Annotated in this window: 26 protein-coding genes, 3 tRNA genes and 1 pseudogene; 10 read left to right on the top strand and 20 right to left on the bottom strand. The window is 53.7% G+C overall.

What is annotated here, in order from left to right; all coding sequences use genetic code 11:
- Positions 1–63: 63 nt before the first annotated feature.
- Together MCON_RS16900 and MCON_RS16895 are read right to left on the bottom strand one after the other, a co-directional pair.
- The gene (locus MCON_RS16900; RefSeq protein WP_052297549.1) at positions 64–426 is read right to left on the bottom strand and encodes a nitroreductase family protein; all 363 of its coding nucleotides are present in this window, start codon (positions 424–426) and stop codon (positions 64–66) included.
- A 32-nt stretch (positions 427–458) separates the two neighbouring features.
- On the bottom strand, positions 459–629 hold the full coding sequence (locus MCON_RS16895) for a nitroreductase family protein (protein WP_083804695.1): 171 nt from the start codon (positions 627–629) through the stop codon (positions 459–461).
- Positions 630–767: 138 nt separating this feature from the next.
- On the opposite strand from MCON_RS16895, the pseudogene MCON_RS17125 reads away from it, so the two are divergent.
- Positions 768–1,938: pseudogene (locus MCON_RS17125) on the top strand (RNA-guided endonuclease InsQ/TnpB family protein).
- A gap of 44 nt (positions 1,939–1,982) precedes the next feature.
- Here MCON_RS17125 and MCON_RS08150 read toward each other — a convergent pair.
- Positions 1,983–2,135 (bottom strand): hypothetical protein, encoded by a 153-nt coding sequence (locus tag MCON_RS08150; RefSeq protein ID WP_157863739.1) that lies wholly within the window; start codon positions 2,133–2,135, stop codon positions 1,983–1,985.
- Between the two features lie 282 nt (positions 2,136–2,417).
- Between MCON_RS08150 and MCON_RS08145 the strand changes: the two genes are divergently transcribed.
- Together MCON_RS08145 and MCON_RS08140 are read left to right on the top strand one after the other, a co-directional pair.
- Complete coding sequence (locus MCON_RS08145) at positions 2,418–2,852, top strand: hypothetical protein (RefSeq protein WP_013719520.1); 435 nt, start codon at positions 2,418–2,420, stop codon at positions 2,850–2,852.
- A gap of 67 nt (positions 2,853–2,919) precedes the next feature.
- Entirely contained in the window at positions 2,920–3,540 is a 621-nt protein-coding gene (locus MCON_RS08140) for a hypothetical protein (RefSeq protein ID WP_013719519.1), read from the top strand.
- A 67-nt stretch (positions 3,541–3,607) separates the two neighbouring features.
- On the opposite strand, the gene MCON_RS08135 is transcribed toward MCON_RS08140, so the two are convergent.
- The 4 genes from MCON_RS08135 to MCON_RS16160 all read right to left on the bottom strand — a co-directional run bounded on the left by MCON_RS08135 (position 3,608) and on the right by MCON_RS16160 (position 6,232).
- Positions 3,608–4,858, bottom strand: a complete 1,251-nt coding sequence (locus MCON_RS08135) for an IS110 family RNA-guided transposase (RefSeq protein ID WP_013719518.1) — start codon at positions 4,856–4,858, stop codon at positions 3,608–3,610.
- A gap of 264 nt (positions 4,859–5,122) precedes the next feature.
- Positions 5,123–5,923 carry a class I SAM-dependent methyltransferase gene (locus MCON_RS08130; protein WP_013719517.1) on the bottom strand — a complete coding sequence of 267 codons (801 nt, stop codon included), beginning with the start codon at positions 5,921–5,923 and terminating at the stop codon, positions 5,123–5,125.
- 13 nt (positions 5,924–5,936) lie between these two features.
- Positions 5,937–6,074, bottom strand: coding sequence for a hypothetical protein (locus MCON_RS16165; RefSeq protein WP_157863738.1), 138 nt, complete (start codon positions 6,072–6,074; stop codon positions 5,937–5,939).
- Between the two features lie 8 nt (positions 6,075–6,082).
- Positions 6,083–6,232: a hypothetical protein gene (locus tag MCON_RS16160; protein WP_157863737.1), complete on the bottom strand. Its 150-nt coding sequence runs from the start codon at positions 6,230–6,232 to the stop codon at positions 6,083–6,085.
- 47 nt (positions 6,233–6,279) lie between these two features.
- On the opposite strand from MCON_RS16160, the gene MCON_RS08125 reads away from it, so the two are divergent.
- Positions 6,280–7,467: an RNA-guided endonuclease InsQ/TnpB family protein gene (locus MCON_RS08125; RefSeq protein ID WP_013719516.1), complete on the top strand. Its 1,188-nt coding sequence runs from the start codon at positions 6,280–6,282 to the stop codon at positions 7,465–7,467.
- A 207-nt stretch (positions 7,468–7,674) separates the two neighbouring features.
- A complete protein-coding gene (locus MCON_RS08120; RefSeq protein ID WP_013719515.1) occupies positions 7,675–8,103 on the top strand; it encodes a PaaI family thioesterase in 429 nt (142 codons plus the stop codon).
- Between the two features lie 8 nt (positions 8,104–8,111).
- On the opposite strand, the gene MCON_RS08115 is transcribed toward MCON_RS08120, so the two are convergent.
- The 5 genes from MCON_RS08115 to MCON_RS08095 form a co-directional block, all read right to left on the bottom strand.
- Complete coding sequence (locus MCON_RS08115; protein WP_048132172.1) at positions 8,112–8,321, bottom strand: DUF1922 domain-containing protein; 210 nt, start codon at positions 8,319–8,321, stop codon at positions 8,112–8,114.
- A gap of 17 nt (positions 8,322–8,338) precedes the next feature.
- Positions 8,339–8,722, bottom strand: a complete 384-nt coding sequence (locus MCON_RS08110) for a 30S ribosomal protein S8e (RefSeq protein WP_013719513.1) — start codon at positions 8,720–8,722, stop codon at positions 8,339–8,341.
- A 105-nt stretch (positions 8,723–8,827) separates the two neighbouring features.
- A complete protein-coding gene (locus MCON_RS08105; RefSeq protein ID WP_013719512.1) occupies positions 8,828–10,375 on the bottom strand; it encodes a tRNA uridine(34) 5-carboxymethylaminomethyl modification radical SAM/GNAT enzyme Elp3 in 1,548 nt (515 codons plus the stop codon).
- The gene (locus tag MCON_RS08100; RefSeq protein ID WP_013719511.1) at positions 10,363–10,878 is read right to left on the bottom strand and encodes a nitroreductase family protein; all 516 of its coding nucleotides are present in this window, start codon (positions 10,876–10,878) and stop codon (positions 10,363–10,365) included. The genes MCON_RS08105 and MCON_RS08100 overlap by 13 nt, the downstream gene beginning before the upstream one ends.
- 72 nt (positions 10,879–10,950) lie before the next feature.
- On the bottom strand, positions 10,951–11,892 hold the full coding sequence (locus MCON_RS08095) for a metallophosphoesterase (RefSeq protein ID WP_048132170.1): 942 nt from the start codon (positions 11,890–11,892) through the stop codon (positions 10,951–10,953).
- A 173-nt stretch (positions 11,893–12,065) separates the two neighbouring features.
- On the opposite strand from MCON_RS08095, the gene hisG reads away from it, so the two are divergent.
- Positions 12,066–12,938 carry an ATP phosphoribosyltransferase gene (gene hisG / locus MCON_RS08090; RefSeq protein ID WP_013719509.1) on the top strand — a complete coding sequence of 291 codons (873 nt, stop codon included), beginning with the start codon at positions 12,066–12,068 and terminating at the stop codon, positions 12,936–12,938.
- Between the two features lie 26 nt (positions 12,939–12,964).
- Here hisG and MCON_RS08085 read toward each other — a convergent pair.
- Positions 12,965–13,039 (bottom strand) — tRNA-Arg (locus tag MCON_RS08085).
- Between the two features lie 83 nt (positions 13,040–13,122).
- Positions 13,123–14,595, bottom strand: coding sequence for a pentapeptide repeat-containing protein (locus MCON_RS08080; protein ID WP_157863736.1), 1,473 nt, complete (start codon positions 14,593–14,595; stop codon positions 13,123–13,125).
- Between the two features lie 52 nt (positions 14,596–14,647).
- Between MCON_RS08080 and twy1 the strand changes: the two genes are divergently transcribed.
- Together twy1 and MCON_RS08070 are read left to right on the top strand one after the other, a co-directional pair.
- Positions 14,648–15,574, top strand: a complete 927-nt coding sequence (gene twy1 / locus MCON_RS08075; RefSeq protein WP_013719507.1) for a 4-demethylwyosine synthase TYW1 — start codon at positions 14,648–14,650, stop codon at positions 15,572–15,574.
- A 193-nt stretch (positions 15,575–15,767) separates the two neighbouring features.
- Positions 15,768–16,160 carry a response regulator gene (locus tag MCON_RS08070; RefSeq protein ID WP_013719506.1) on the top strand — a complete coding sequence of 131 codons (393 nt, stop codon included), beginning with the start codon at positions 15,768–15,770 and terminating at the stop codon, positions 16,158–16,160.
- On the opposite strand, the gene MCON_RS08065 is transcribed toward MCON_RS08070, so the two are convergent.
- The 5 genes from MCON_RS08065 to glnA all read right to left on the bottom strand — a co-directional run bounded on the left by MCON_RS08065 (position 16,146) and on the right by glnA (position 19,351).
- Positions 16,146–17,000 carry a deoxyribonuclease IV gene (locus MCON_RS08065; protein ID WP_013719505.1) on the bottom strand — a complete coding sequence of 285 codons (855 nt, stop codon included), beginning with the start codon at positions 16,998–17,000 and terminating at the stop codon, positions 16,146–16,148. The genes MCON_RS08070 and MCON_RS08065 overlap by 15 nt on opposite strands.
- Before the next feature lie 187 nt (positions 17,001–17,187).
- Positions 17,188–17,496 (bottom strand): hypothetical protein, encoded by a 309-nt coding sequence (locus tag MCON_RS08060; protein ID WP_013719504.1) that lies wholly within the window; start codon positions 17,494–17,496, stop codon positions 17,188–17,190.
- 67 nt (positions 17,497–17,563) lie between these two features.
- Positions 17,564–17,766: transfer RNA gene (locus MCON_RS16155), tRNA-Trp, on the bottom strand.
- Between the two features lie 10 nt (positions 17,767–17,776).
- Positions 17,777–17,850 (bottom strand) — tRNA-Lys (locus MCON_RS08055).
- Positions 17,851–18,025: 175 nt separating this feature from the next.
- A complete protein-coding gene (gene glnA, locus MCON_RS08050) occupies positions 18,026–19,351 on the bottom strand; it encodes a type I glutamate--ammonia ligase (RefSeq protein WP_013719503.1) in 1,326 nt (441 codons plus the stop codon).
- A 182-nt stretch (positions 19,352–19,533) separates the two neighbouring features.
- On the opposite strand from glnA, the gene purD reads away from it, so the two are divergent.
- Together purD and MCON_RS08040 are read left to right on the top strand one after the other, a co-directional pair.
- Positions 19,534–20,961: a phosphoribosylamine--glycine ligase gene (gene purD, locus MCON_RS08045; RefSeq protein ID WP_013719502.1), complete on the top strand. Its 1,428-nt coding sequence runs from the start codon at positions 19,534–19,536 to the stop codon at positions 20,959–20,961.
- Positions 20,962–21,960 (top strand): bifunctional N(6)-L-threonylcarbamoyladenine synthase/serine/threonine protein kinase, encoded by a 999-nt coding sequence (locus MCON_RS08040; RefSeq protein WP_013719501.1) that lies wholly within the window; start codon positions 20,962–20,964, stop codon positions 21,958–21,960.
- Here MCON_RS08040 and MCON_RS08035 read toward each other — a convergent pair whose 3' ends face one another.
- Positions 21,961–22,665, bottom strand: coding sequence for a hypothetical protein (locus MCON_RS08035; RefSeq protein ID WP_013719500.1), 705 nt, complete (start codon positions 22,663–22,665; stop codon positions 21,961–21,963).
- Positions 22,666–22,673 lie beyond the last annotated feature (8 nt).

Here is a 22,673-nt window from a genome sequence, read left to right as displayed (position 1 = left end):
GATTGGAACTCAGAGGCCAGAGCTCAGGTCAATTATGTCCAGAAAACGTTATTGATCGATGCTTCAGATCCACCTGAGCACCTTCGCCTCCCTTGGCATTGCCTCCGGGACCTCCTTTGGATAGCCGAAGATCAGCGGGGCCATGAGCTCGTGGTCCTCGGGAATTCCGATCTGGGCCAGAGATTCCGGAACATGGTTCAAGTGATCGGCAAATCCGATGAAGCAGCTTCCCAGCCCCTCCTGGAAGGCGAAGAGAAACATATTCTGCGCAGCGAGGCCGCAGTCTAAGAAATTCACCACCCTCCACAGGGGATTGGGACTCTTTTTAACGCTGATGAAAATAAGAAGAGGAGCGCCATAGAAGATCATATCCCGCTCCGACTTTGATGCTGCCTCGGACTCCTCCAAGAAAGGCATGCTTTTCATCACCAGCTCCCTCGTCTTGCGAGAGAGGCTCTCTATGACCTCCCGGTCCTGGATGACTGTGTGAACCTCCAGGGCTGCTCATTCATCCCAGAGGGGGCCCAGACCGCGGCATCAAGCAATCCGTCTATGACCTCTTTGGGCACGGGCCGGTCCAGATAGCTCCTCACACTTCTTCTGCCTTTAATGCAAAGATCCAGCTCCATGGATGAATAGTTGCCTCTGATCGATATTAAAGGTATCACATAAACACAGGCTGGAAGCCCCGCTCTTCAGGGCGGGGAGGAAAGCCGTAAGTAGCCCACCAAAACATATATATCACTTAGTGACTATAATGCCTACTGATGACTGAGCAGGTGTTAACCGTCCGATGCAAGTTAAGTCCAACAGACTCCCGGGCCGAAGAGATGGAGGATACTCTGAAAGCCTTTGCGGATGCCTGCAATTGGATAAACCAGAATACGCCTGCTAAGCTCAGAAATAAAGTCCGTATTCAGGGCATTGTATACCAAGATGTTCGAGCTAAGTTTGGTCTTTCTGCCAATCTGGCAATCAGGGCTATCAATCGCGTTGCATCTAACCGTAAGACTGCCATGAAGGATCATTCATCAGTTAAGAACTTTGAACCAACCAGTATAGATTATGATACTAGGATCTTTGCTTTCAGAGAGAAAGACGAAGAAATCAGCGTGACTCTTCTTAGATCGAGACAACGAATCAAGTTGGTTCTAGGCGACTATCAGCGAACCAGACTCAAGGATTCTAAACCGACAAGCGCAACGCTTTGTAAGAAAGGATCTGAATACTATATCAACATCCAGGTTAAAAGCGAAGCACCGGAGCAGATACATGTTGATACAGTTCTAGGTGTCGATCTTGGTATAAATGATAGCTGTGACCTCCGAAGGCCAGAAGTTTGGCGGAAAGACTATCAAGCTAATCAAGAATCATTATGCGTCTATGCGTGCTGTTCTTCAACAGAAAGCCGTGAAAGGTACAAGGAGTTCAAGGCGAAGATGCCGAGAGCTTCAGCAACGACTATCAGGCAAAGAAGCACGCTACCAACGGCAGATCAACCACGAAATCAGCAAAGCCATTGTGACCAGAGCCCAGGAGATTCCTGCAAAAATTGCTCTGGAAGACTTAACTGGAATTAGAGAAGGCGTCAACCAGAAAGCAGGAAAAAACCATAGACGAAAAGTCAGTGGTTGGGCCTTCTACCAGCTTAAGGAGTTCCTTAGCTATAAGGCTCTCGCGGCTGGCGTTCCTCTGGTTCTGGTGGACCCCGCATACACCAGCCAGACGTGCCATCAGTGCGGTGAGCATGGAATCAGGAATGGCAAGAGCTTCAAGTGTCATGTGTGTGGTTGGTCTGGCGATGCTGATTTCAATGGTGCTAAGAATATAGCTTTCTTGGGCCGCTATGTAGACCGGCCTGGAGGCTCGGAAGGACTTCCAAGCATCAAGGCAGTCCTTTCAGGGCTACTGAAAGCTCCGGTCTTTAGGCCGGAGTAGTTTACCTGTCGGGAAAAATAGAGCGTGTGGGCAGAAGACCTGAGCTAAATTCGCGTTTTCCTGGGCTGCTCATTCTTGATTCCGCTCTTCGTCTCGCCATAGACCGGAGAATATGCCTTATTCTTCCGGGGCTTGGATGGATCATGTTTGCCCGGGCCTTCGATTGGCATCCCCTTGGCACCCTTCTTCTTGCTCATAGAACGCTTCACCTCCTGCAATCCCATCTCTTCATTGAGCCGCTGCCTCAAATATGAATAAATGCTGTCCTGCAATGCAGTCTCACTCTGAACTCGATGCGGCCATCATTGCCCAATGAAAGGGATTCTGTCAGATAGCATTGACTTCACTCTCATCACATAAATACCAATACGAATCCAGCCGCAGTTCTGCCGCAGGAAAAGCGATGAAGCAATCAGGCAAAATCTTTTTCGATGATGCCCTTCATATCAATAGATCATTGCATACAACGGAGGATCAAAATGAGATCTATATTGGCAATATCTATGGCAATTCTCTTCGCTTCTGCCCTTATAGGCCCCTCTATGGCCCTGAGCGACTACCAGAAAGGGGTCTTAGACGGCCTGAGCGTAGGATGGAAGATGGCCCAGAAATATGACCAGGCACTCCAGGGCAGCCCTGCAGACTTCAATCAGGCCGTCCCTCAGTATAACGCCTGGATAGAAGAGATATTCGGAAAGAACGAATCCCTGATGCTCATGCCCATATCCACCGTCCCTACCAGGCAGACGGACTCCTACTTCAAGAGCCAGATCATCACCCCGGTGCATTCCATAGACGCCAGCTGGAACCAGACAGGAATCTCCCTTCTGCCGGAGCCGGACGCCTATGGGCTGATAAAGGGAGTTCCTGCTGATGCCTACTACTCCTTCGGCCCTGCCCTGGCGGATTTCTGAACGACAGCGGGATCACATTTATATTTACCCACTCCATTCGATACCTGGAAGTTGATGAGGCGCGAAGATGAAGTCGATGCTTTTAGTCCTATCCATGGCCTGTATCGCTGCCCTGGTCGCTGCCGGGCAGGCGGCCTGTTCTGCTGATTCATTCGCCCAGAACACGACTGAGCACTCCTGGGTATTCGTCAACGGCTATATGGAGGAGTCCCGCATCCTTCAGACCCAGCCTGGCTTTGCTGGACAGAAGGTGGTTCTCGGCTCGAGCGGCAGCGGAGTGGTCACCAGAACCCTCGACTCCGTCACTTATAGGGATTCGGAAATGGACGAGACCTCCCTGGTCACCTCAGTGGAATTCGACTACAAGCCCTACCATCCTCCCCTCAATCAAAGCGACCTGAGAAATGCTCTCTGCGCCAAGAACTATGAGGTGGGCTCGGTATTCTCTGAGACCTACCGGATAGAGAAAGACCTGATTAAGGACACCAAGACCTATCAGGATGACAAGATCTCCGTTTATCAGATCAGCTCTGAGATTCAGGGCTCGGCCAGGATCGGCCAGCGGGTGCAGAAGAACGCCCGCACTGTGCCCACCATGATAATGGGAGGAACCTACATGGGCTATGCCCAGATCAGATCGGAAACCGTAGTGGGAAATATGTCCGTCCTCACTCTGCCCTGCCCCTGAATGAGCTGGAGGGTGGGACCCAGCCTGCGCTGCCCCCCGTTTCGCATGAAAAACCCGAAAAATTGATTTAACCGAACCCTCCTATGCTATCGCTCTTCGTAACAACATAACCTGCCCGCACGATGCAGTCAATCATCTCTTGGATCGACATCTCAATAGGAGACGGCGGTATTAAGGGCTTCTGACGCATATTCTTCTTATCTCTGTCTTCAATATACATTTCTTGATTTATGAGAAGATGGTGAAGAATGCACAGGACCTTTCTTGCCAGAGCAACCGCTGCTACTTTAGATCCCTTCTTGGCTTGAATCCTCAGGAAGAATTTCTTCAGCTTGGAATCCTTGGTTCTCGATATGGCATAGGCGACCTGGATCAGCATTCTTCGGATATGCTTGGAGCCTTGTTTGGTTATCCCTCCAAGGATTGTCTTTTCTGCTGACTGATATAAAGAAGGAACAAGGCCACACCATGCGGCAAGCTGCTCTGGCTTTTCGAAATCAGTATAGTTGCCAATTTCCGCCAGAATGGCAGTTGCAGAAACAAAACCTGTCCCAGGTATAGACATTGCAATGGCTAAATCATTCTTACGATATTGAATTCTGGCGCTAATCTCCCCATCCAGCTCATCTATCCTCTCCTGGATGGATTTCATCAAGCTCAGAGAACCCCTAATCAAAATGACCTGAGAGACATCCAGACGACTCTTGATAGACTCTTTAATTTGATCCGCCTTTTTCTTAAGTCGTCCAGATGGAATGCCGTCAATTATATCATCAATCTCTCTTCCTTCTAGAACGCAATTCAAGAGGTACATCCCGGACTTGCCAAATATATCAGAGATAACTGAGGCCAACTTGATGCATGCAGAATCGAGAGATTGGTGTATCTTGTTCTTTTCCTGAGTCATCTGCTTGACGTAACCCTCTCTGGCTCTGGTTAGCCTTCTTAACTCTCGATCATCTTTAGGAAAAATCCTGGAAGGCTCAATCATGCCGTTGAGACAAAGTTCAGCAATCCATTCGGAATCGCTGACATCAGTCTTTCTTCCTGGCGTGTGCTTAATTTTGTAGGAATTCGCCACAATCAAGTCGATCTTTCCCTCAAGAACAGAGTGAACAGGATGCCAATAGATTCCAGTTGATTCTATGGCAACCTGTTCACATCCATTTTCGATAACCCAATCTCTAAATTTTAAGAGATCTTCCAGGGTAACGCTAAAGCGTTGAGTATCCTTCTTCCCGTCTCGGCAAAGGATTGTTGCTATCAGAAATCGTTTGTGCACGTCAATGCCACAAACTTTATTCCTCTGCAGTTCCATGATTGTTCCCGTCCTGATATGGGCGGATAACTTAATCCTCAAAGGGTGCTCATTCGCATTCGCGTTCTACTGACGCATTCTTGCATCCGCGGGATTTGGCTAGTTTCACTAACGAGGTCTACGCCCCTAAACGGCGGACTGCCTTCACCGCCCATATCAAAGCAATTAATGGCTTTGCAATGATATCAGGTTTTCATCCTTCTTGCATGAGCAATGTGCTCATGTGGGTTTCACTTCCTTATCTTCGTCTCTTCCCGGATCTGATCAGATCTTCTGCATGTCAAATGCCCAACGGCTGACATTTGGCGCTACATTTCCGCACCTTCTGCACAGCAACACCTCCAGGCCCAGATCTTCGTAGCTCTTTTTCAGCCCCTCGATCTGCTGGGCCTTCTTGAAGGTATAAAAATGGATGATCCCACCCCGTCTCAGCATCCCTGGCAGGGCATCCACTATCCGGTCCATTCCATAGGGGGCGGGCACAATCGCCCGGTCAAACCTTCTTTTCAGGAGGGCTGCCATAGAGAATGCATCCGCATTTATGACCGCGATCCTCTCCGCCACCCCATTCTCCCGGGCGTTCTCCGCCAGCCAGCTGCAGGCCTCCGGGCTCTTCTCCAGGGCCACCACCCTAGCTCCCCGGGCGGCGGGGGGAATGGCGAAGGGGCCCACCCCGGCAAACAAGACCAGCGCCTCTTCCCCTGCCTTTACCTGGACCGCCACCCTCATCCTCTCGTAACCCAGACGGCTGTTGAAAAAGACCCTTGCCACATCCAGATGATATCGAAAGCCGAACTCCCGATGAACGGTGAAGGAATTTCCCTCGCCTGCCAGAAGCTCCAGGCGGGAGGTTCTCCTCTCCCCCTCCAGGGGGGTGATCTTATTGAAGACCGTACGAACATTCCTGCACTGATCCAAGAGGGCTGAAGCAATCTCATCCTTGTAGCCGTCCAGCTCAGGGTCAAGATAGAGGATAGCGATATCTCCGATCACATGGAAACGGCTGGAAAGACGCGCGAGCCTCTCCTCGGGCACAACTCCCACCAGCCCCTCCTTCAAACGCATCTCATATCACCTCTTAAAAGCAACCCAGGGTGAACTGATCCTGCTGCCGGATCTTTTTGGGCTCGTGGGGGATCTCTAAGAGGTCCATTAGCTGAAAGGCATTTGCTGCCGCCTTGGACCGGGCATGGTTATTGAAGTAGATCCGGACCATTTGCTCACCTATCTCCGCCTCTTTAACTCGTAGGATTGCGAAGGACGGAGCGGGAAGTCCCCATCCTTCAGGGTGGTCTCCCGGACTGCGAGTACGGGGGAGTTGCGACGCAGTCGCAACAGGATGAAAGCGGAGTCCTTTGCCATAATTACTTTCACGCCGCCCTCAACTGATATAAATATTAGGTAAGCATATCTGTATTTGTATGATTATCAGCTACAAATATCCCATCTTCCCGAACAAGATCACTCAATGGAAGTTAGCTGAGAATTTGGATGCTTGTAGATGGCTATATAACCGGATTCTCCAAGACCTGAATGATGCTAAAGAGAAAGGCATCAAGCTCAAGACCTATGATACTCAGAACAAGATCCCATCTCTGAAGCTTGAGAATCCGAAACTGAATCGGGTCTATTCCAAAGTCCTCCAGATGGTGAATTACACTCTTTGGTCTAACATCAAGGGACTAGCAGCATCCAAGAAGAACAGTCGGAAGATTGGTCATATCAGATTCAAGGGATATGGTTGGTATAATACCCTAAATTACAACCAATCAGGCTTCAAAATCGATCAAGATCATGGCGTACTGCATCTATCCAAGATCGGGGACATGCGGATCAAGATCTATCGAAAGATCGAAGGTTGCATCAAAGCAGTCATAGTCAAGAGAGAAGGCGAGAGATGGTTCGCCATAGTCCAGGCTAATCAGGAACCACAGCCGTTATCAGAAACCGAGGAAGCAGTAGGTCTGGATGTCGGTTTGACTTCCTTCGTGGTTGACTCTGTTGGCAATGAGATAGAGAATCCAAGATGTGCCAAGCAATCTGCTGATAAACTGGCAAGACTGCAACGAAGGCTAGCCAGAGCGGTGAGGGGATCGAATAATTATAAGTCCCTCAAGTATAAAATCGCGAAGCTGCATAAGAGAATCAACTGCCAACGAGACGATTTCCTGCATAAGCTATCTCGGGCCTATGTCAATAACTTTGATATCATCTGTGTTGAGGATCTTGATATCAAAGGTCTGAAAGAGAAAGGCCATAATAATGGTATGCATCGCAGCATCCATGATGCATCCTGGTCTAAGTTCGTATTCATGCTTTCGTATAAGGCTCAAAGTGCTGGTCGGAAGTTGATAAAAGTAGATCCCAGGAACACAACTCAAAGGTGTTCTGCTTGTGGAAGCATCGCAGAAAAAGATCTGTCGGTACGAGTACATGAGTGCCCCTATTGCGGATTCTCATGTGATCGAGACTACAATGCTTCCAGGAACATACTAATCACAGGGATGGAACAGCCCGTAGCGCCCATAGAACCAAAACCGCTACATCACATATCCGTGATGCAAGTTTTGGCGATGACGTGGGAAGCCGCGCCCTTCAGGACGCGGTAGTTCACTCCTTGGAATCCAGGATTCGAGCTGCTCGATGGGATAAAGATAGTCATAGCGGTTCAGGCGGAAGTCATCCTCCCTTTTCTCCCTCTCACCCAATCTTCATAAGACCAACCGCTGCAACCGATGAGAATGGTCATAAACCATAGCTTATCTTTCCACCAGCTATATAAGCGCAGTTTTCCAGGATTTGCATGGTCGATAAAGATGAGGTATCTAGCAAATATCCAGGCTTTGGGCAGGGATGCCAATCCATTCTTCCGGTTGATGGGAATAGAGCTGGGCTCTTATGGAGAGGGAGAGGCAGTGCTGTTCATGCCAGTCCGGCCGGATATGCTGAATGGAGTGGGATGGCTGCAGGGAGGCCTTTACTCTGCCTTATGCGATGAGGCCATGGCCCTGGCTCTATTTACCGTCTTGGAAGAGGAGGAGGATATAGCCACCATATCCGAGAGCACCAGCTTCCTGCAGGGGATTAAAAAAGGCTGCATCTCCGCCCAGGCGAAGGTGGTTAAGAAGGGAAGAAGGGTGGCCTTCGTTGAGGGCGGGGTGACGAGCAGAGATGACGGCACACCGCTCTCTTTAACCCAGGCCTCATTTGCCATCATCCCCCGGAGAAGTTCAAGAGGGCGATAAATGAAATTCTAAAGCTTTGCCTGACTGAAACCGGTCAGGCCGGAATCGCCCAGCTGCAGCCTTCTCACAATCTCGCCCGCAGCGCGGGCATCGGGGGCTGTGGCCAGAATCCTCACCCTGCTCAAGGCCGTCCTCTTTCCGCAGGGGCAGGTTCTGGTCTTGGCATCATCCGGAGAGTACAGATGCCGTCCACAGCTGCAGCGAAACACAATGAACATCAAAACAAAAATGAATTCTACTCAGATGGGAGCAGTACGGCATTGATGATGCCATCCTGGCCGGGCCGGTTGGTTATCCTGGCATCCCCGATCTCCGTCTTGATGACAGCGCCTTTGGTGAGAATGTTCCTTCTCATGTAGTGCAGATTTGCCCGATTCTCTTTTGCCGTCTCGATCTTGACCATCTTGCTCATACCGGTTACGGGATCGGCGACTGCAACCATATTGCCCCGCAGCATCCTAACCTTCTCCCTTCCGCCCCGGACCTGGACCTTCTTGATCCTCACCTCGCCGATAGTGGTATCGCTCTGCTCTCTTCCAATCTCGAACTTCCTCTTGCCCCGGGCCAAAATCAACTTTCCGCCCGTGAGCTTCCTTCCTATCTTGCCTTGCCAACGCATAATTTAATTCCTCAGATCGCAAATGATCTTCAGGGCACTGAATTTAAAGGTTGTGGTGAATCCGGCTCGGCAGCGCATGAGGGCCAATCCAGCCTCTGCTGCATTCTATCTGAGCCTCTTTACCATATAAGGCGGGCATAGATCGTACCCCCGCCGGCGATAGTAGCCCCTCGCCCCTATGCCGCTGGTGACCTCTATCAGGGGATACCCCGCCTCCTGGGCCAGCCTCTCCGCCGCCTCCATCAGCCGGGCTCCATAGCCCCGATGCTGCCATCCGTCCTTCCTCTTGCCGATGGGAACCATGGGGCCGTAGACATGCAGCTCTCGCACCCGGGCGGAGGTGCTCAGGCGCAGGCGCAAAAATCCCACCAGGACATCATCCTCGCTCTCAAAGGAGAGGAAGTGCTCTCTCGCTCCGGAGGCGATATAGGATTCGTGCACCAGCCTGGGTTCGGCCTGGACCACCCGTCTCAATCCCGCCTCCCGACAGCGGATGCAGCGGCAGCTGCTGCCCCGATCCTCCAGCCTCTTTTTGGCCAGCTGACGAAGATTGGACTTCTTCACCCCAGCCACGATCAGAGGGGATGGTATATCCCTCTGCACCCGCTGCAGGCGAACATATCGGGGTAGGGTCTCCTTGATTCGTGAGACTAGCTCTGCCGCATCATCATCCCCCAGGGGAGTATACTCACCCCGCAGGTACTGACGGTATAGCTCCGTACCCTCGATGACCAGCGTGGGATAGATCTTCAGGTAGTCAGGACGAAAGCGGCTATCGGAGAAGAGCTCCCTGAATACCGCTAAATCCAGATCCGGGCTGGAGCCGGGAAGGCCGGGCATCATGTGGAATCCCACCTTCAGCCCTGCCTCTCGCAGGTTGGCGCTGGCCTGGGCAGCATCCTCGACCTTATGCCCCCGTTTCATCCTCACCAGCAGGTCCTCATCCAGGCTCTGCACCCCCAGCTCCACCTTGGTCGCCCCCAGCCGCAGCATCTCTTCTATATCCCGGGGGCGGCACCAGTCCGGCCTGGTCTCAAAGGTGGTACCGATGTTTCTGACCAGAGCGGACTCATTCGCCCTGGCCACCGACTCGAAGGGCTGCCAGCCAGAGCTCTCCCGTCCGTCGGGAAAGTCGTTCATGGCCTGAAGACAGCGCTTGACAAACCAGTTCTGATATCCCAGGGGACGGGAGGTGATCGTCCCCCCCATGATGATCAGCTCCGACTTGTCCAGAGGGTGGCCGATCTCATCCAGCTGGGCTAGCCTTGCCGTTACCTGGTCATAAGGATCAAAACCGTGCTGCTCGGCTCGAAGTGCCGCCGGCTCCTTACCAGTGTAGCTTTGAGGCGAGAGGTTTAAGATTCCCCCCGGGCAGGGGACGCAGGTCCCATGAGGGCAGCGAGCAGGAGAGGTCATGGCAGCGATGACCGCCACCCCAGAGAGGGTTCGAGTCGGCTTTCTGATCAGCATCTTCAAAGCCTCTCGTTCCCCAGCCCTTGCCTGGCCCAGGATATCGGCATTGCTGGGCAAGGAGGCCAGGCCCAGTTGAGCAGAGAGCCTCTTCTTGGCCGCTTCAAGAGCTGCCTCATCCCCTATCTCTCCCATGAGGATCGCCTCTGCAATGCTGCGCAGCCCGGCAGCTAGTCTATCCAACTGACCTCCCCAACACGCCTCGTGCGCTCCGGTCGGGCCGGGCTCTCCTCGGGCCAGCCCAGGGAGACTATGGCCACAGGCAGGACATCATCCTCCAGATGGAGGGCTTCGCGGACCATGTCGTCGTCAAATGCCCCATTCCAGCAGGCCCCCAGGCCGGCATCATGAGCGGCCAGGAGAAGGCACATCGTTGCTGCATCTGCATCCTGGATGGCATATAGGCCGCCCCGGCTGCCATAGCGAACGCTGGATGCCTTCACATCAGCGCAGACCGCGATGAGAAGAGGAGCCTCTTCGATATGCTCCTGGCCGTAGGCGGCAGCGGCCAGCAGCCGCCTCATATCCTCATTGCTCACCAGGACATATCTTCTGGCCGAGAGGTTACCCGCAGAAGGTGCAGTCTGGGCGGCATCGATCAGGGATTTGGCCAGATCTTTGGGGATGGGACGGGACTGATACCTTCGGATCGACCTCCTGCTTTTCAGGGCATCAATGAGATTCATCGATTATGAAAGGCAGACCACGATTATAATAATCTTCTCCAATCTTGGCATGGAGTGGATATGATCCAAAATTCAGAGAAGCTCGCATAGAAATAGGGGCTCGGCCTTTCCCAGCTGCCTCAAAGCCAGGCCATCGTCATCGAGAATGATGTAAGTGTCTGGAGTCTTGATGCGAGAGCCTTTTCCTGGAACCCGGGTGAAGCTTCCAGCATTCACCGCCAATGGACCCCCCATCCTCTGGAAGATCCCTGCCCGGTGGGTATCCCCATAGATGAAGCAGTCGATCTCACCCAGATTCCTGTCGCGAATAAATCTCTCTATGGCCTCATACTGCGCCTCCACCGAGGCGATATGGTGATCATGAAAAACCCCGGTGGTGATCCTCTGCAAAAGGCTGGATGCCTTCCAGACCCTCTCCTCAAAGGAGACCATCTCGCCGATGTATGAGGAGCGGTAGATGCTCTCATAAGCATAGGCCATCATCATCTCCAGGTCCGCGGGGAGGAGCTCCTCTCCGTAAAGCCGGCGAATCCTCTCCACCATCTGCATGGTGAAGATATGAATGCCGGCAAGGTGGTGGCCGTGAGTGAAAAGCACCGTCCGGTGGCAGCAGCGGATGCGGTAGGTGGGGTAGAGCATATCGATGTTCAGGCCGTTTATGGTCTGGCGCCAGCGCAAAGAGGGTGAGTATACGGGAAAAAGGTCGCCACGCGCAGTCCTCTCCATGAAGTCCGATTCCTGCTTTTGCACCACCAAATGATGATCGTGATTTCCCACCACATAGTGGATCTTAAGATCCTCCTCGCCCAACCTCTTTAAAAGGGGAACCGACTCTCGCAGGGCATTCTCAGGCCGCACCCTCCAGAAATCGAATATATCTCCCAATAAGATGACCTGGTCGCATCCTCCCCCATAAACCGATATCTCCTTCATCAACCGATCGACCTTAGAAGGATCGCTGAGTGTGGATGAATCAAGGCCAAAGTGCGTATCCGAGATGATCACTGCTGACATAATCTCCCCTTCCCCCTTTCACAAAAATGGTATCACAGTAGTTATTTATAAATATTGTGAGCCAGGAGGGACTGTTTTTGACGATTGACAAGCCAATGGAATTGGTTATAAATTGAAAGGGGCTATCAGATCGGGCGAAAGATGAAATATGTTGCTGGAGAGGAGACCAAGAAATGATTGACATCGCTATTCCCAAGGGCAGCCTGCAAAACCAGACCCTGCAGCTCTTCGAGCAGGCGGGGCTGGAGGTTAAGAGAACTGAGCGGGAGTACAACGCCCGTATAGATGATCCGCGCATAGGCAAGGTGAAGATCCTCCGCCCGCAGGAGATACCAGGATATGTGGCCAAGGGCTACTTCGACCTGGGGATCTCGGGCACAGACTGGATCATGGAGTCCGGGGCCATTGTGACCAAGGTAGCCGATCTGAACTATGGCAAGCAGGGGCCAGGAGCGGTGAAGCTGGTGGTGGCGGTGCTGGAGAGCCTCCAGATAAGCTCAGCCCGAATGATAAAGCCGGGTAGCAGGGTGGCCACAGAATATCCCAATCTGACCAGGGCCTACTTCTCAAACCTCGGAATTCCAGTGGACATCCAGTTCTCCTTTGGCGCCACCGAGGCCAAGGTTCCCGAGCTGACCGACGTGGTGGTGGACCTCACCGAGACCGGCTCTACCCTTAAGAAGAACGGCCTGAAGATCATCGATGTCATGCTGGAGTCGACTTCAGAGCTGGTAGCCAATAAGAAGAGCTTTGCCGATAAGGAGAAACACGATGACATCTCCGCAGTCCAGACACTCCTCCTGGCTGTTATGAGGGCGCGAGGAAAGACCCTCTTGAAGATGAACGTGCCAGAAGCCGCCTTGGATGCCGTCATATCCATGCTTCCCAGCATGAAAAGGCCCACCCTCTCCAAGCTGTACAGCACCGATTACTATGCCATAGAGACGGTGGTGGACCGATCCCAGGTCAACCTGCTCATTCCCCTGCTGAAAAAGTCGGGTGCGGAGGATATTCTGGAGCTGGCCATATCCAAGATCGTTCCCTGAGTCCAACCAGATAAATAAAAAGCAAGCGGGCGCAGAGGGATTCGAACCCCCGATCTACAGCTTAGGAGGCTGCCGCCTTATCCTGACTAGGCCACGCGCCCTTCTTTTGGACTCTCCTGGTTTAACCAACAGATATATCAACCTTTCCGGATCGGCGGCTCGGATTTTGCTCAACAATTCCATTTTAGCGGATGAGAACGCCGCTCAATACTACTACGAACAGACCGAGGAAGAACCATCCAAGGATTCCCTCTGCCATGGCCAGGTGGCGGTAGAAGCCCACGGGATAAGTGTTGACCGGTGCCTGGGAGGTGGTGAACATGGCGATGGAAAAGTAAAGGGCATCGGTGAAAGATACCCTCGCTGTGGGCCTCAGGCGATGGTCTCCAGGAAGCTCCATCCCCTCGATCTCGAACTTGTTCATCCCCTTTCCTGCCCAGAAGATCACCCCGAAGAACAGAATGGTAAAGAGGCACCAAAAGGCGGTATAGCTCACCCGGACCCCATAGCCGCAGGAGAGCCAGGAGATCAGATCCGAGATCTTTCCCCAGCCCCAGGGTGCCTGGTCCTGCCCTATTCTGCGGTACTGATAGTAGCAGTCGTCGGCATCGTCAAACCACTCCAGGCTCTTATAGTTCTTGACCAGGGCCAGATAAGCGGCGCCATTGTAAACCAGCCGATCCTTTATCACCGCCCAGCGAACCTCCAGCTTGGTGAAATCTGAGTTGTTGAGGTTGATCTTCGAGTCTTCCTGAAGGCTCACGTTGTCCAGACGCATGTTATAGAGCCTGGAATCCTCCATGTTCAGGTCATCATCAAACCGGGCATTGACGAAATAAGCCAGGTCGGTGAACTTGACCCCCCCGAAGTAGGCTGTTTTGTTGAAATAGACATTGGTAAAATCTGCCAGCCCCCCGAAGCTGGAGAGGCCAAAGGTGCTCCCCAAGAGGAATCCGGCCTCGCGGAAGACCACACTGCCGACAAATCTGGTGGCGGCGAAGGCCGCATTGCCATGAAACTCAGCATTCAAAAATGATGTGTGGCCGCCGAATTGGGTCTCCAGAAAGCTCACATTGACAAACCTGGCATCTGCAAAAGAGGCCAGCCGCTGGAACTGAGCGAAATCGAAGTCCACATCCCGGGCAAAGCTGCTGTTGAGGAAGATGCCATCTCCAGCAAACTGGCTGTTCCTAAAGCTGGCGTCTTCAGAGAATTGAGCGCTCAGAAATGAGGCCTGCCCGCCGAAATAGGTGTTGCGAAGATCTGCCTGACCCTCGAAGGTGACCCCTGCAAATCCGGCCCCCCCTGCAAATCGGCAACCAAAGAAGTCCACGTTATCCCGAAAGATGCACCCCTGCAGGTCAATTGGCTCATCAAAGCTCGCCGCAGCAAACCTTACCGGCCCCAAGAAGATGCTGTTGGTAATCCTCACGGGCTGCGACAATGATCCCTGCAGCTCTGCCAGCTCTAGTGAGCCGGATATAGTGACATTATCATACCTCACAGGCTCTCCAGATATCAATTGAGAGATGATATCCCCTGATGCTACGACCTCCTTTGTTAGCTTTATATGGTGATCTTCATCTGGCTCTGCGGCGGTTGCAGAGCAAATGAACAGCATCAAAAGGACCAAAGCCCATCGGGATATTTCGACCACTGCGCAATAGTTGAGCCGTCAGGGATTTATGACTTTGTATTGGAGGAATATCATGCAAGACACAATGGCAGAGAAGGCCCTTGCCCGCCAGGGCTATCACCTTGTGGGTTCTGGCGCGGTCAAGCCCTGCCTCTGGTTGAATCGCTCCATGCGGGGTGGCGATCAGTGCTATAAAAACCACTTTTACGGCATAGCCAGTCACCGCTGTGTGCAGATGACGCCAACGCTTGAGTGCAATCACCTCTGCCTGCACTGCTGGAGGCCGATAGATGATCCAATACCGGGAAAGGAACCCATGGAGCCGGCTGAGCTTCTGGAAGGGATACTGCGGGGCCAGCAGAGGTTTATATCCGGCTACGGGGGATCTTCAACCACCGATCCAGTGCGCCTGGAGGAGGCTCGCGAGCCTAAGCATATGGCCATATCCTTGATGGGAGAGCCCACCCTCTACCCCTACCTGAAAGAGTTCATCGATCTGGTCTCAAGGCGGGGCATGACATCATTTCTGGTCAGCAATGCCACCCGTCCCGAGGTTTTGGCGGAGCTGAGACCAACCCAGCTCTACCTCAGCCTCAATGCCCCAGATGAAGAGAGGTATCGCCAGATATGCAATCCCTCAAAGGACCTCTGGCCGAGGATCCTGGAGTCCCTCGAGCTCTTGAAGGAGCACCGATGCCGCAGCGTTATCCGCATGACCCTGGTTCGAGGCCAAAACATGGAAGGGCTCGATGATTATGCCCGGCTGATCGGAGATGCTGAGCCGGATTTCGTCGAGCTGAAGGCCTATATGCACCTTGGCCGCTCCCGGACCCGGCTGGAGAGGACGGCCATGCCCCAGCACTCAGAGATCCTGGCCCTGGCGGATTCCTTGGCCGGGCTCTTGGGCTACCATCCCGAGGCGGATGTGCCCCTGAGCAGAGTGGCTCTTCTCTCCCGCGGAAGGATCTCCAGGTTCATAGAGATGAGGGACCATAAGTAGGCAGGTGATTTTCCCGCGCTGGTGATCGATAGTGGTTCGTCAGATTTTTCACTGTGGACTTGCCAATAACCTGCCTGGCAGCTCTGGCTCTTCCCTTCAGTGGGATAACTATTTTTGCAAGTAGTTTCAATTATGGACCCGAGGTTTAAATCGAATATAGGGTGCATGATCATGGGTCGGCATGGGTGAGTTAATGGATCGCGAAATTAAGATCATACTGGTAGAGGATAATGCCGAGGACATCGCATTTACCAGGCGGGTCTTGAAGCACAATGAGCTAAATGGAAACCTTATCGTCGCCACCAATGGCAAGGAGGCACTAGAAGCCCTGCAGAGCATGAACGGAAGCGATCTGCCCGAGCTCATCCTGCTGGACATAAACCTGCCCGACATCAGCGGCATCGACCTTCTCACCCTTATCAAGAAGGAGCAGAGGCTCAAAGATATACCTGTAGTCATTCTCACCGGCTCGAACGAGGATCAGGATATACAGAAATGCTATGACCTGGGGGCGAGCAGCTATCTGGTCAAGCCCATATCCAATGGTGCCCTGATGCTCGTTGTAGAGAAGCTATTCGATCAGTGACGCAAGAGCTCTGACCACTAGAAGGTTTGCTTTATCGTCCCGTCGCGAGTCCACCGGCGTTTCCATTATCATCGGCAGCTCTCGCAGAGAGGGGTGGCAGACGATTGACCGGAAGCCTTCCAGGCCGATCTGTCCCAGGCCTATGTGCTCATGTCGGTCCAGGTGCGAACCAAGGGTGCCCTGGCAGTCGTTCAGATGTACCAGCTTGAGCCGATTTGAGCTTATGCAGCAATCGAACTCCTCTAAAGTCCTCTCCAGGGCGCGGGGGGTGCGAAGATCGTATCCAGCAGCAAAAAGGTGGCAAGTGTCCAGGCACACCCCAAGGCTGCGGGACTGGCCGGGAAGGGACTCGATGATGGAGGCAATATCCTTAAAGGTGCTTCCCATGCTATTTTTTGTCCCGGCGCCGTTCTCCAGGAGCACCATCACATCGCCCCCGGAATCAGCGATGGCCTTCTTCAAGGCCTCAGCTATCCTCTCCCTTCCATCTTTCTTTTCTGCGCCCAGATTGCTTCCCAGGTGGGTCACCAGATATGGTATGCCCAGAAGTCGGCAGCGCACCAGCTCATCGGTCAGAGCCTGCACCGACCTCGAGTAGACCTCATCTCGAGGGGAGGCGAGGTTAGGAAGGTAGGGCATATGAGATACGACGGGGTGCAGATCATACTCTTTGAGCCAGGAGGAGAAGAGATCTATGGATTGTTGAGCAATGGGCTTGGACCTCCAGCTACGAGGATTGGTGGTGAAGATCTGAAAGGCATCGCAGCCCTTCTCCCGTGCTCTGTCCGACGCCTTTTCCAGGCCGCCGGCAATGGAGACATGCATACCCAGTCGAAGCATAAACCTAGCAGGGATAGAGCAACTGATCAACCTTGCCCAAGGGAAAAATTCATTATAGAAATGGGTAAAAGATAAAAATTGGAACGCAACGCCGATGATGATCGAGCTGTTCTGAGTGGTGATGAGCCCTATGAGTCCTGAGGCGTGCGATTATCTGATCGAGGAACTTCCGCTTTCTAGATCCAGTTCATGCGAGCTTGCGCGCCTCGGCCCAACGGCTGATGTTGTCAATAAGGTTGAACTCCAGGATCTTCTTCGTATCATAAAGCATATCCGACACTTCGTTGATGGAGAATGACTTCTTCTGGCCGTTCCTGTCGATCACCTCGATCTTATCATCCGGGAGGGCCCGTCCCAACTCTCGCATCATGAGTGCCAGGTCAGAGCATCCTTTTTTAAGATACCTTATGGAGTAATCCGATGTGGCTTGCCTGTCGCTGAGGTTTCTATTGACCTCTTTTATGGACCAGCAAATGGTGAGAATATCACTGTACATCTCGGCACCTCCCAGTCAGTTCATATCATAGATATTTAAACGCTGTGGAAAGGACCAGGGAAAAATGTGGGGCTGGTGAGATTCGAACTCACGATCGACGGGTATCTCCGATACTGAAGTTCTTACAGCGATTTCACCGCCGTAACAACCCATTTCAGTGCTCCAACGGATCATCAACGACCTCCCCGTCGAGAGATCTCAGCAGACCCGTTGCTCATCATCAAATATACCGCTGGAGCCCATCGCCCTACCTGGCTAGGCCACAGCCCCGGTTTTAAAGCGGGCCGAGAGGGATTTGAACCCCCGACCTAAAGGTTAAGAGCCTTTCGCTCTGCCTGACTAAGCTACCGGCCCGGACCCCATAATGATGATGCTAGATATATACGTTTCGGATGAAGCAGCGACATGAGGGGCTCTGTGCCAGATCTGCATAATGCTTTTTTCAAGAAAAATCTGCTAAAAGCTTCTGGCAGGGCCATATAAAACGCCAGAAAAATGAGCGGGCAAAAAATCAATGCCCAAAATTCACTCAATAGGTATTGATGTATCTGTCGATCTCCCAGGGATGGACGAATTTATTATACTCCTCCCATTCCAGCATGCCCAATCGCATGACGTTCTCATAGACATGCTCGCCCAGGGCCTCGCGTATCACTTTATCTCCCTCCAGGTGGTCAAGAGCCTCCTTCAGGTTGGAGGGCAGTGTCTGGATTCCCAGGGATTTTCGTTCTGCTGCTGTGAGATGGTACACATTCAAATCCACGGGATCGCCGGGATCAATGCCTCTTTTTATTCCGTCAAGGCCTGCTGCCAGGATGACGGCGAATGTCAGATAGGGATTGCAGCTGGTATCAGGGGATCGGAACTCCAGGCGGGTGGATAGGCCCCGGCCTGAGGGGATGCGAATAAGCGAGGAGCGGTTCGGCCCGGACCAGGTTATATAGACGGGAGCCTCGAACCCGGATACCAGCCGCTTATAGGAGTTGATCAGGGGATTGGCGATGGCGGTAATAGCGCTGGCATGCTCTATCAGGCCGCCCACGAAGAACCTGGCCAGATCGCTGATGTTCAATGGAGTCTCGGGATCATAAAAAGCATTCTCCAGGCCCCGGAATAGGGAGATGTTGACATGCATTCCGCTGCCTGCTGCGCCGTAAACCGGCTTGGGCATGAATGTCGCCCTCAAGCCCTGGCGCATGGCAATGGTCTTGGTGACGTACTTGAATGTGACCACCTTATCGGCATTCTTGATCGCATCGTCATAGACGAAGTCTATCTCATGCTGGCCCCGGGCAACCTCGTGATGAGAGGCCTCGATGGTGAAGCCCATCTTGATCAGAGCCCTGGTTATCTCCCGGCGCACATCCTCTGCCAGGTCCACCGGGCCGAGGTCGAAGTAGCCCCCAAAGTCGTGTGGAGTGGTAGCAGAGCCGCCATTTCCCTTTTCAAATAGGAAAAACTCCAGCTCCGGGCCGACGTTCATCTTGAATCCCATCTCCTTCGCCCGCTCCAGCTGACGGTACAGCACCCGGCGAGGAGCACCCTCGAAAGGCAGTCCATTGGGAAGATGGACATCGCAGATCAATCGAGCCTCATTGACATCGTCCTTGGTGCTCCAGGGCAAGAGGCTGAACGTGGAGAGATCGGGCCGGAGAACCATATCCGACTCCTGAATTCTGGCGAAGCCCTCGATGGATGACCCATCAAAGGAGATGCCGCTCTTCAAAGCCTTTCCCATCTGGGTGGCGGGAATGGCGACATTCTTCACTATTCCCGATATGTCTGTGAACTGCAACCGGAGGAACTCAACGTTCTTCTCCTGAATGATCTTAAGCATCTGCTCTTGGGAATACATTCGGTTATCATCTCCTGCGCGAGGCGCAAGTCATCCTGCAACCTGCAGGAACTTGCGGAGGTAGGGCCAGAGCCGTACCTGGGCATCAATGAAGATACGGGACTATTGCCTCTGCCTCAACCTGGTGTTTTAAATAGCTAACTATAGAGGCAAATATGCTTATTTAGGGTTAAAATCCTCAAATGAATCTGATGTCCGGCAATAGAGTTCTGGTAGTGGATGCGGGAGGCAGAGGAAATGCCATAGCCCATGCCTTTGCCCGGAGTGGGTCGGTGGAGAGGGTCTATGTGGCCCCAGGCAATGCGGGCAGCGAGATGATGGATAAGTGTCGCCTGGCGGCGATCGAGGGTAAAGTGCCCAGGAGCATCAGCGAGCTGCTCGCTTTTGTGAAAAAAGAGAGAATCGATCTCACCTTCGTGGGTCCAGAAGGCTATCTATCCGAGGGAATCGTCGATATATTTCAGGAGGACGGCCAGAGGATCCTGGGGCCGAAGAGAGAGGCAGCAGTGCTCGAGAACAGCAAATGCCAGACCAAGGATCTCCTCAAAAAGCTCCGTGTTCCGGTCCCACCCTGCCAGAACTTCAGCGATCCCCAGGAGGCAAAAGAGTACGTTCAGCAGCGCTGCTCCGAGGAGCCGGGAAGAGGATTGGTGGTCAAGGCGGACGGCCTGGCGGCGGGAAAGGGATCCATCGTCTGCGCTACCCCGGAGGAAGCCGCATCCGCTATCGAGCGCATCATGGTAAGCCCCAGGCTCTTTGGCGAGGCAGGAGATCGGATAGAGATCGAAGATCGGCTGGAGGGCAGAGAGCTGATGTTCTTCGCCCTGAGCGACGGCCACACCGTCCAGGCGATGCAATCAGCACTGGACTACAAGCAGGCCTTCTCTCCGGATGAGAGTGTGGCCATCCGCCTCTTCAACAAGCTGGCAGGTAATCCCAACCAGGACAACAACCCAAACACCGGTGGCATGGGAGGCTTCTCCCCTCACCCCTGGCTGGACGAGGAGCTGACGGAGAGGATAATGAAAAAGATCGCTCTCCCCACGGTGCGCGGCTTCAAAGAGAGCTCCGGCCAGGAGTACAGGGGAGTGATCTACTTCGGCCTGATGATCTCTGAGGATCGGGAGCCAGCAGTCCTCGAGATCAATGTCAGGCTGGGAGACCCAGAGGCAGAGGTGATACTTCCCAGGCTCCAGACGGACTTCTACCAGCTTTCCATGGCAGTGATGGATGGAAGGCTGGATGAGCTTCCTTTGCAATGGTCAGACGACTTCTGCCTGGGCATATGCGCCATATCCGGCCGGGCGATCAAGCCCCTCTCATCAACCGGCCCGGAGAGGCCCGGTTATCCGGGCGAGCACTACACCAATATGCCCATCAATGGCCTGGAGAGGGTGGACCCGGAGGTCATAGTCTATCACAATGGAACCGCCTGGGGCACCGACTCGGCGGGCAACAGGAGGCTGTACACCACCGGCGGCCGGGTCTTCACCCTGGTAGCCCGGGGCAAGAGCCTGGCCGAGGCCAGGGCAAAAGCATATGAGAACATCAAACGGGTCCGGTTCAACGGAATGCGCTACCGAAAGGACATCGGCCTGAGATATATCTGAATGGATCGAGGAGCAAGATCGAGAATGATCATATTTGGCCTGGAAGGAACTGCCTGGAACCTCAGCGCCGCACTGGTGGATGAGTCGGGGGCGATTTATGAGAAGAGCGCTACTTACACCCCGGCCAGGGGAGGAATCCATCCTCGAGAGGCCTCACAGCACCATGCCGAGCACATGAGGGCAGTGGTGGGAGATGTCCTCGCCCAGGCTCGGCAGAGGGGACTGAAGCTGGAGGGGGTGGCCTTCTCCCAGGGACCGGGCCTGGGGCCTTGCCTGCGCACAGTAGCCACTGCCGCCCGGGCCCTCTCATTGCGTTTTGATATTCCTCTGGTGGGGGTTAACCACTGCGTCGCCCATATCGAGGTAGGCAAATGGCAGTCGGGTGCCCGCGATCCCGCGGTGATCTACGTGAGCGGCGCCAACTCCCAGGTCCTGGCCCTGCGCCAGGGAAGATACAGGATATTCGGCGAAACCCTGGATATCAGCGTGGGAAATGCCATCGACAAGTTCGCCCGCTCTGTGGGCCTTGCCCATCCCGGCGGCCCGAAGGTGGAGGAGCTGGCTCGGAAAGCGAAAAATTACATTCCCCTCCCCTATACTGTGAAGGGCATGGACCTCTCCTTCTCCGGCCTGTCCACCGCCGCAACCGAGGCAGCAGGAAAGCATGATCTGGAAGACGTCTGCTATAGCCTGCAGGAGACTGCCTTCGCCATGCTGGTGGAGGTGACGGAGAGGGCCATGGCCCATGCCGAGAAGAGGGAGGCCATGCTGGTGGGAGGAGTGGGAGCGAACGCCCGCCTGGGGGAGATGATGAGAATCATGTGCCACGAGAGGGGAGCGGAGTTCTTCTTACCGCCCCGCTCGTTCATGGGGGACAACGGCAGCATGATCGCCTACACCGGCCTCTTGATGCTCAAGAGCGGCATCTCTACCCCTCTGGACCAATCCCATGTTCGGCCCGGGTACAGGACGGACGAGGTTCTTGTCTCCTGGGCCTGATCATCGGTCCTCTTTCCCCGGTTCCGGCCCCTCTGCCTGCGATCTTGAGCGCCAGTTCTCTTCTTTTGGAGGCTCCATGTCAAGCAGGACGAAGTATCTGCCCTCATGCGGAGGGCGGTCGATCTCCAGATCACCCCGGCCAGTTGTGCCCTCGATGCAGGACGATATGGTGAGATTGATCCTGCCCAGAATGGCGGAATCATTGCCTGCAGAGAGGGAGTTCATGTCAGCCAGGTCGGCCTCAAGGAGGGTGGAGTTGTTCGAGCCGGGAAGGGAACTGAAATTGATGGCCGCATAAAGTCTCCGGTCGAAGATCAGGCTCCCCCGGTGGACCTCGTCTCCCACATTCTCCCGGATGTCGTCTTTGATCTCCTTCAGGCTCTTGTTGGAGGCCACAAGCTTGCGGATCTGCTCAGGCTGCACGGGCAGCAGAACCTCCACCTTCAATCGGAGGGGATGGGACTCATTTCCCCGAATGGCAAACCCGTGGCCGCTGAATAGCAGATCAACCGGGAGACCCATAGGGATATCCGGATTCCGATAAAGCTCCTCGCCGCCTCTTCTCTCCGGGCTCATCTGATCATTGCCGCCGTCAAATCCTTCCATCTGATCGGCCTGAACCGCATTCGCAAGGCCAACAGATATCAGGCCTGCCAGCAGCACCGCCAGTCCCAGATAGAGAATTCCTCTGCCAACTTCATTCATCGAGATTC

The organism is Methanothrix soehngenii GP6, assembly GCF_000204415.1.
In the GTDB taxonomy this organism is placed as follows: domain Archaea; phylum Halobacteriota; class Methanosarcinia; order Methanotrichales; family Methanotrichaceae; genus Methanothrix; species Methanothrix soehngenii.
Note: the sequence above shows the minus strand (reverse complement) of the source record. Positions and strands in the feature narration are given on the sequence as shown.

Bases quoted from the DNA above. Each gene is read 5' to 3' on its own strand.
- MCON_RS16900 (WP_052297549.1), bottom strand. From the start codon at position 426: ATGAAAAGCATGCCTTTCTTGGAGGAGTCCGAGGCAGCATCAAAGTCG.
- MCON_RS16895 (WP_083804695.1), bottom strand. From the start codon at position 629: ATGGAGCTGGATCTTTGCATTAAAGGCAGAAGAAGTGTGAGGAGCTAT.
- MCON_RS08150 (WP_157863739.1), bottom strand. From the start codon at position 2,135: ATGAGCAAGAAGAAGGGTGCCAAGGGGATGCCAATCGAAGGCCCGGGC.
- MCON_RS08145 (WP_013719520.1), top strand. From the start codon at position 2,418: ATGAGATCTATATTGGCAATATCTATGGCAATTCTCTTCGCTTCTGCC.
- MCON_RS08140 (WP_013719519.1), top strand. From the start codon at position 2,920: ATGAAGTCGATGCTTTTAGTCCTATCCATGGCCTGTATCGCTGCCCTG.
- MCON_RS08135 (WP_013719518.1), bottom strand. From the start codon at position 4,858: ATGGAACTGCAGAGGAATAAAGTTTGTGGCATTGACGTGCACAAACGA.
- MCON_RS08130 (WP_013719517.1), bottom strand. From the start codon at position 5,923: ATGCGTTTGAAGGAGGGGCTGGTGGGAGTTGTGCCCGAGGAGAGGCTC.
- MCON_RS16165 (WP_157863738.1), bottom strand. From the start codon at position 6,074: ATGGTCCGGATCTACTTCAATAACCATGCCCGGTCCAAGGCGGCAGCA.
- MCON_RS08125 (WP_013719516.1), top strand. From the start codon at position 6,280: ATGATTATCAGCTACAAATATCCCATCTTCCCGAACAAGATCACTCAA.
- MCON_RS08120 (WP_013719515.1), top strand. From the start codon at position 7,675: ATGAGGTATCTAGCAAATATCCAGGCTTTGGGCAGGGATGCCAATCCA.
- MCON_RS08115 (WP_048132172.1), bottom strand. From the start codon at position 8,321: ATGTTCATTGTGTTTCGCTGCAGCTGTGGACGGCATCTGTACTCTCCG.
- MCON_RS08110 (WP_013719513.1), bottom strand. From the start codon at position 8,722: ATGCGTTGGCAAGGCAAGATAGGAAGGAAGCTCACGGGCGGAAAGTTG.
- MCON_RS08100 (WP_013719511.1), bottom strand. From the start codon at position 10,878: ATGAATCTCATTGATGCCCTGAAAAGCAGGAGGTCGATCCGAAGGTAT.
- MCON_RS08095 (WP_048132170.1), bottom strand. From the start codon at position 11,892: ATGTCAGCAGTGATCATCTCGGATACGCACTTTGGCCTTGATTCATCC.
- hisG (WP_013719509.1), top strand. From the start codon at position 12,066: ATGATTGACATCGCTATTCCCAAGGGCAGCCTGCAAAACCAGACCCTG.
- twy1 (WP_013719507.1), top strand. From the start codon at position 14,648: ATGCAAGACACAATGGCAGAGAAGGCCCTTGCCCGCCAGGGCTATCAC.
- MCON_RS08070 (WP_013719506.1), top strand. From the start codon at position 15,768: ATGGATCGCGAAATTAAGATCATACTGGTAGAGGATAATGCCGAGGAC.
- MCON_RS08065 (WP_013719505.1), bottom strand. From the start codon at position 17,000: ATGCTTCGACTGGGTATGCATGTCTCCATTGCCGGCGGCCTGGAAAAG.
- MCON_RS08060 (WP_013719504.1), bottom strand. From the start codon at position 17,496: ATGTACAGTGATATTCTCACCATTTGCTGGTCCATAAAAGAGGTCAAT.
- glnA (WP_013719503.1), bottom strand. From the start codon at position 19,351: ATGTATTCCCAAGAGCAGATGCTTAAGATCATTCAGGAGAAGAACGTT.
- purD (WP_013719502.1), top strand. From the start codon at position 19,534: ATGAATCTGATGTCCGGCAATAGAGTTCTGGTAGTGGATGCGGGAGGC.
- MCON_RS08040 (WP_013719501.1), top strand. From the start codon at position 20,962: ATGGATCGAGGAGCAAGATCGAGAATGATCATATTTGGCCTGGAAGGA.
- MCON_RS08035 (WP_013719500.1), bottom strand. From the start codon at position 22,665: ATGAATGAAGTTGGCAGAGGAATTCTCTATCTGGGACTGGCGGTGCTG.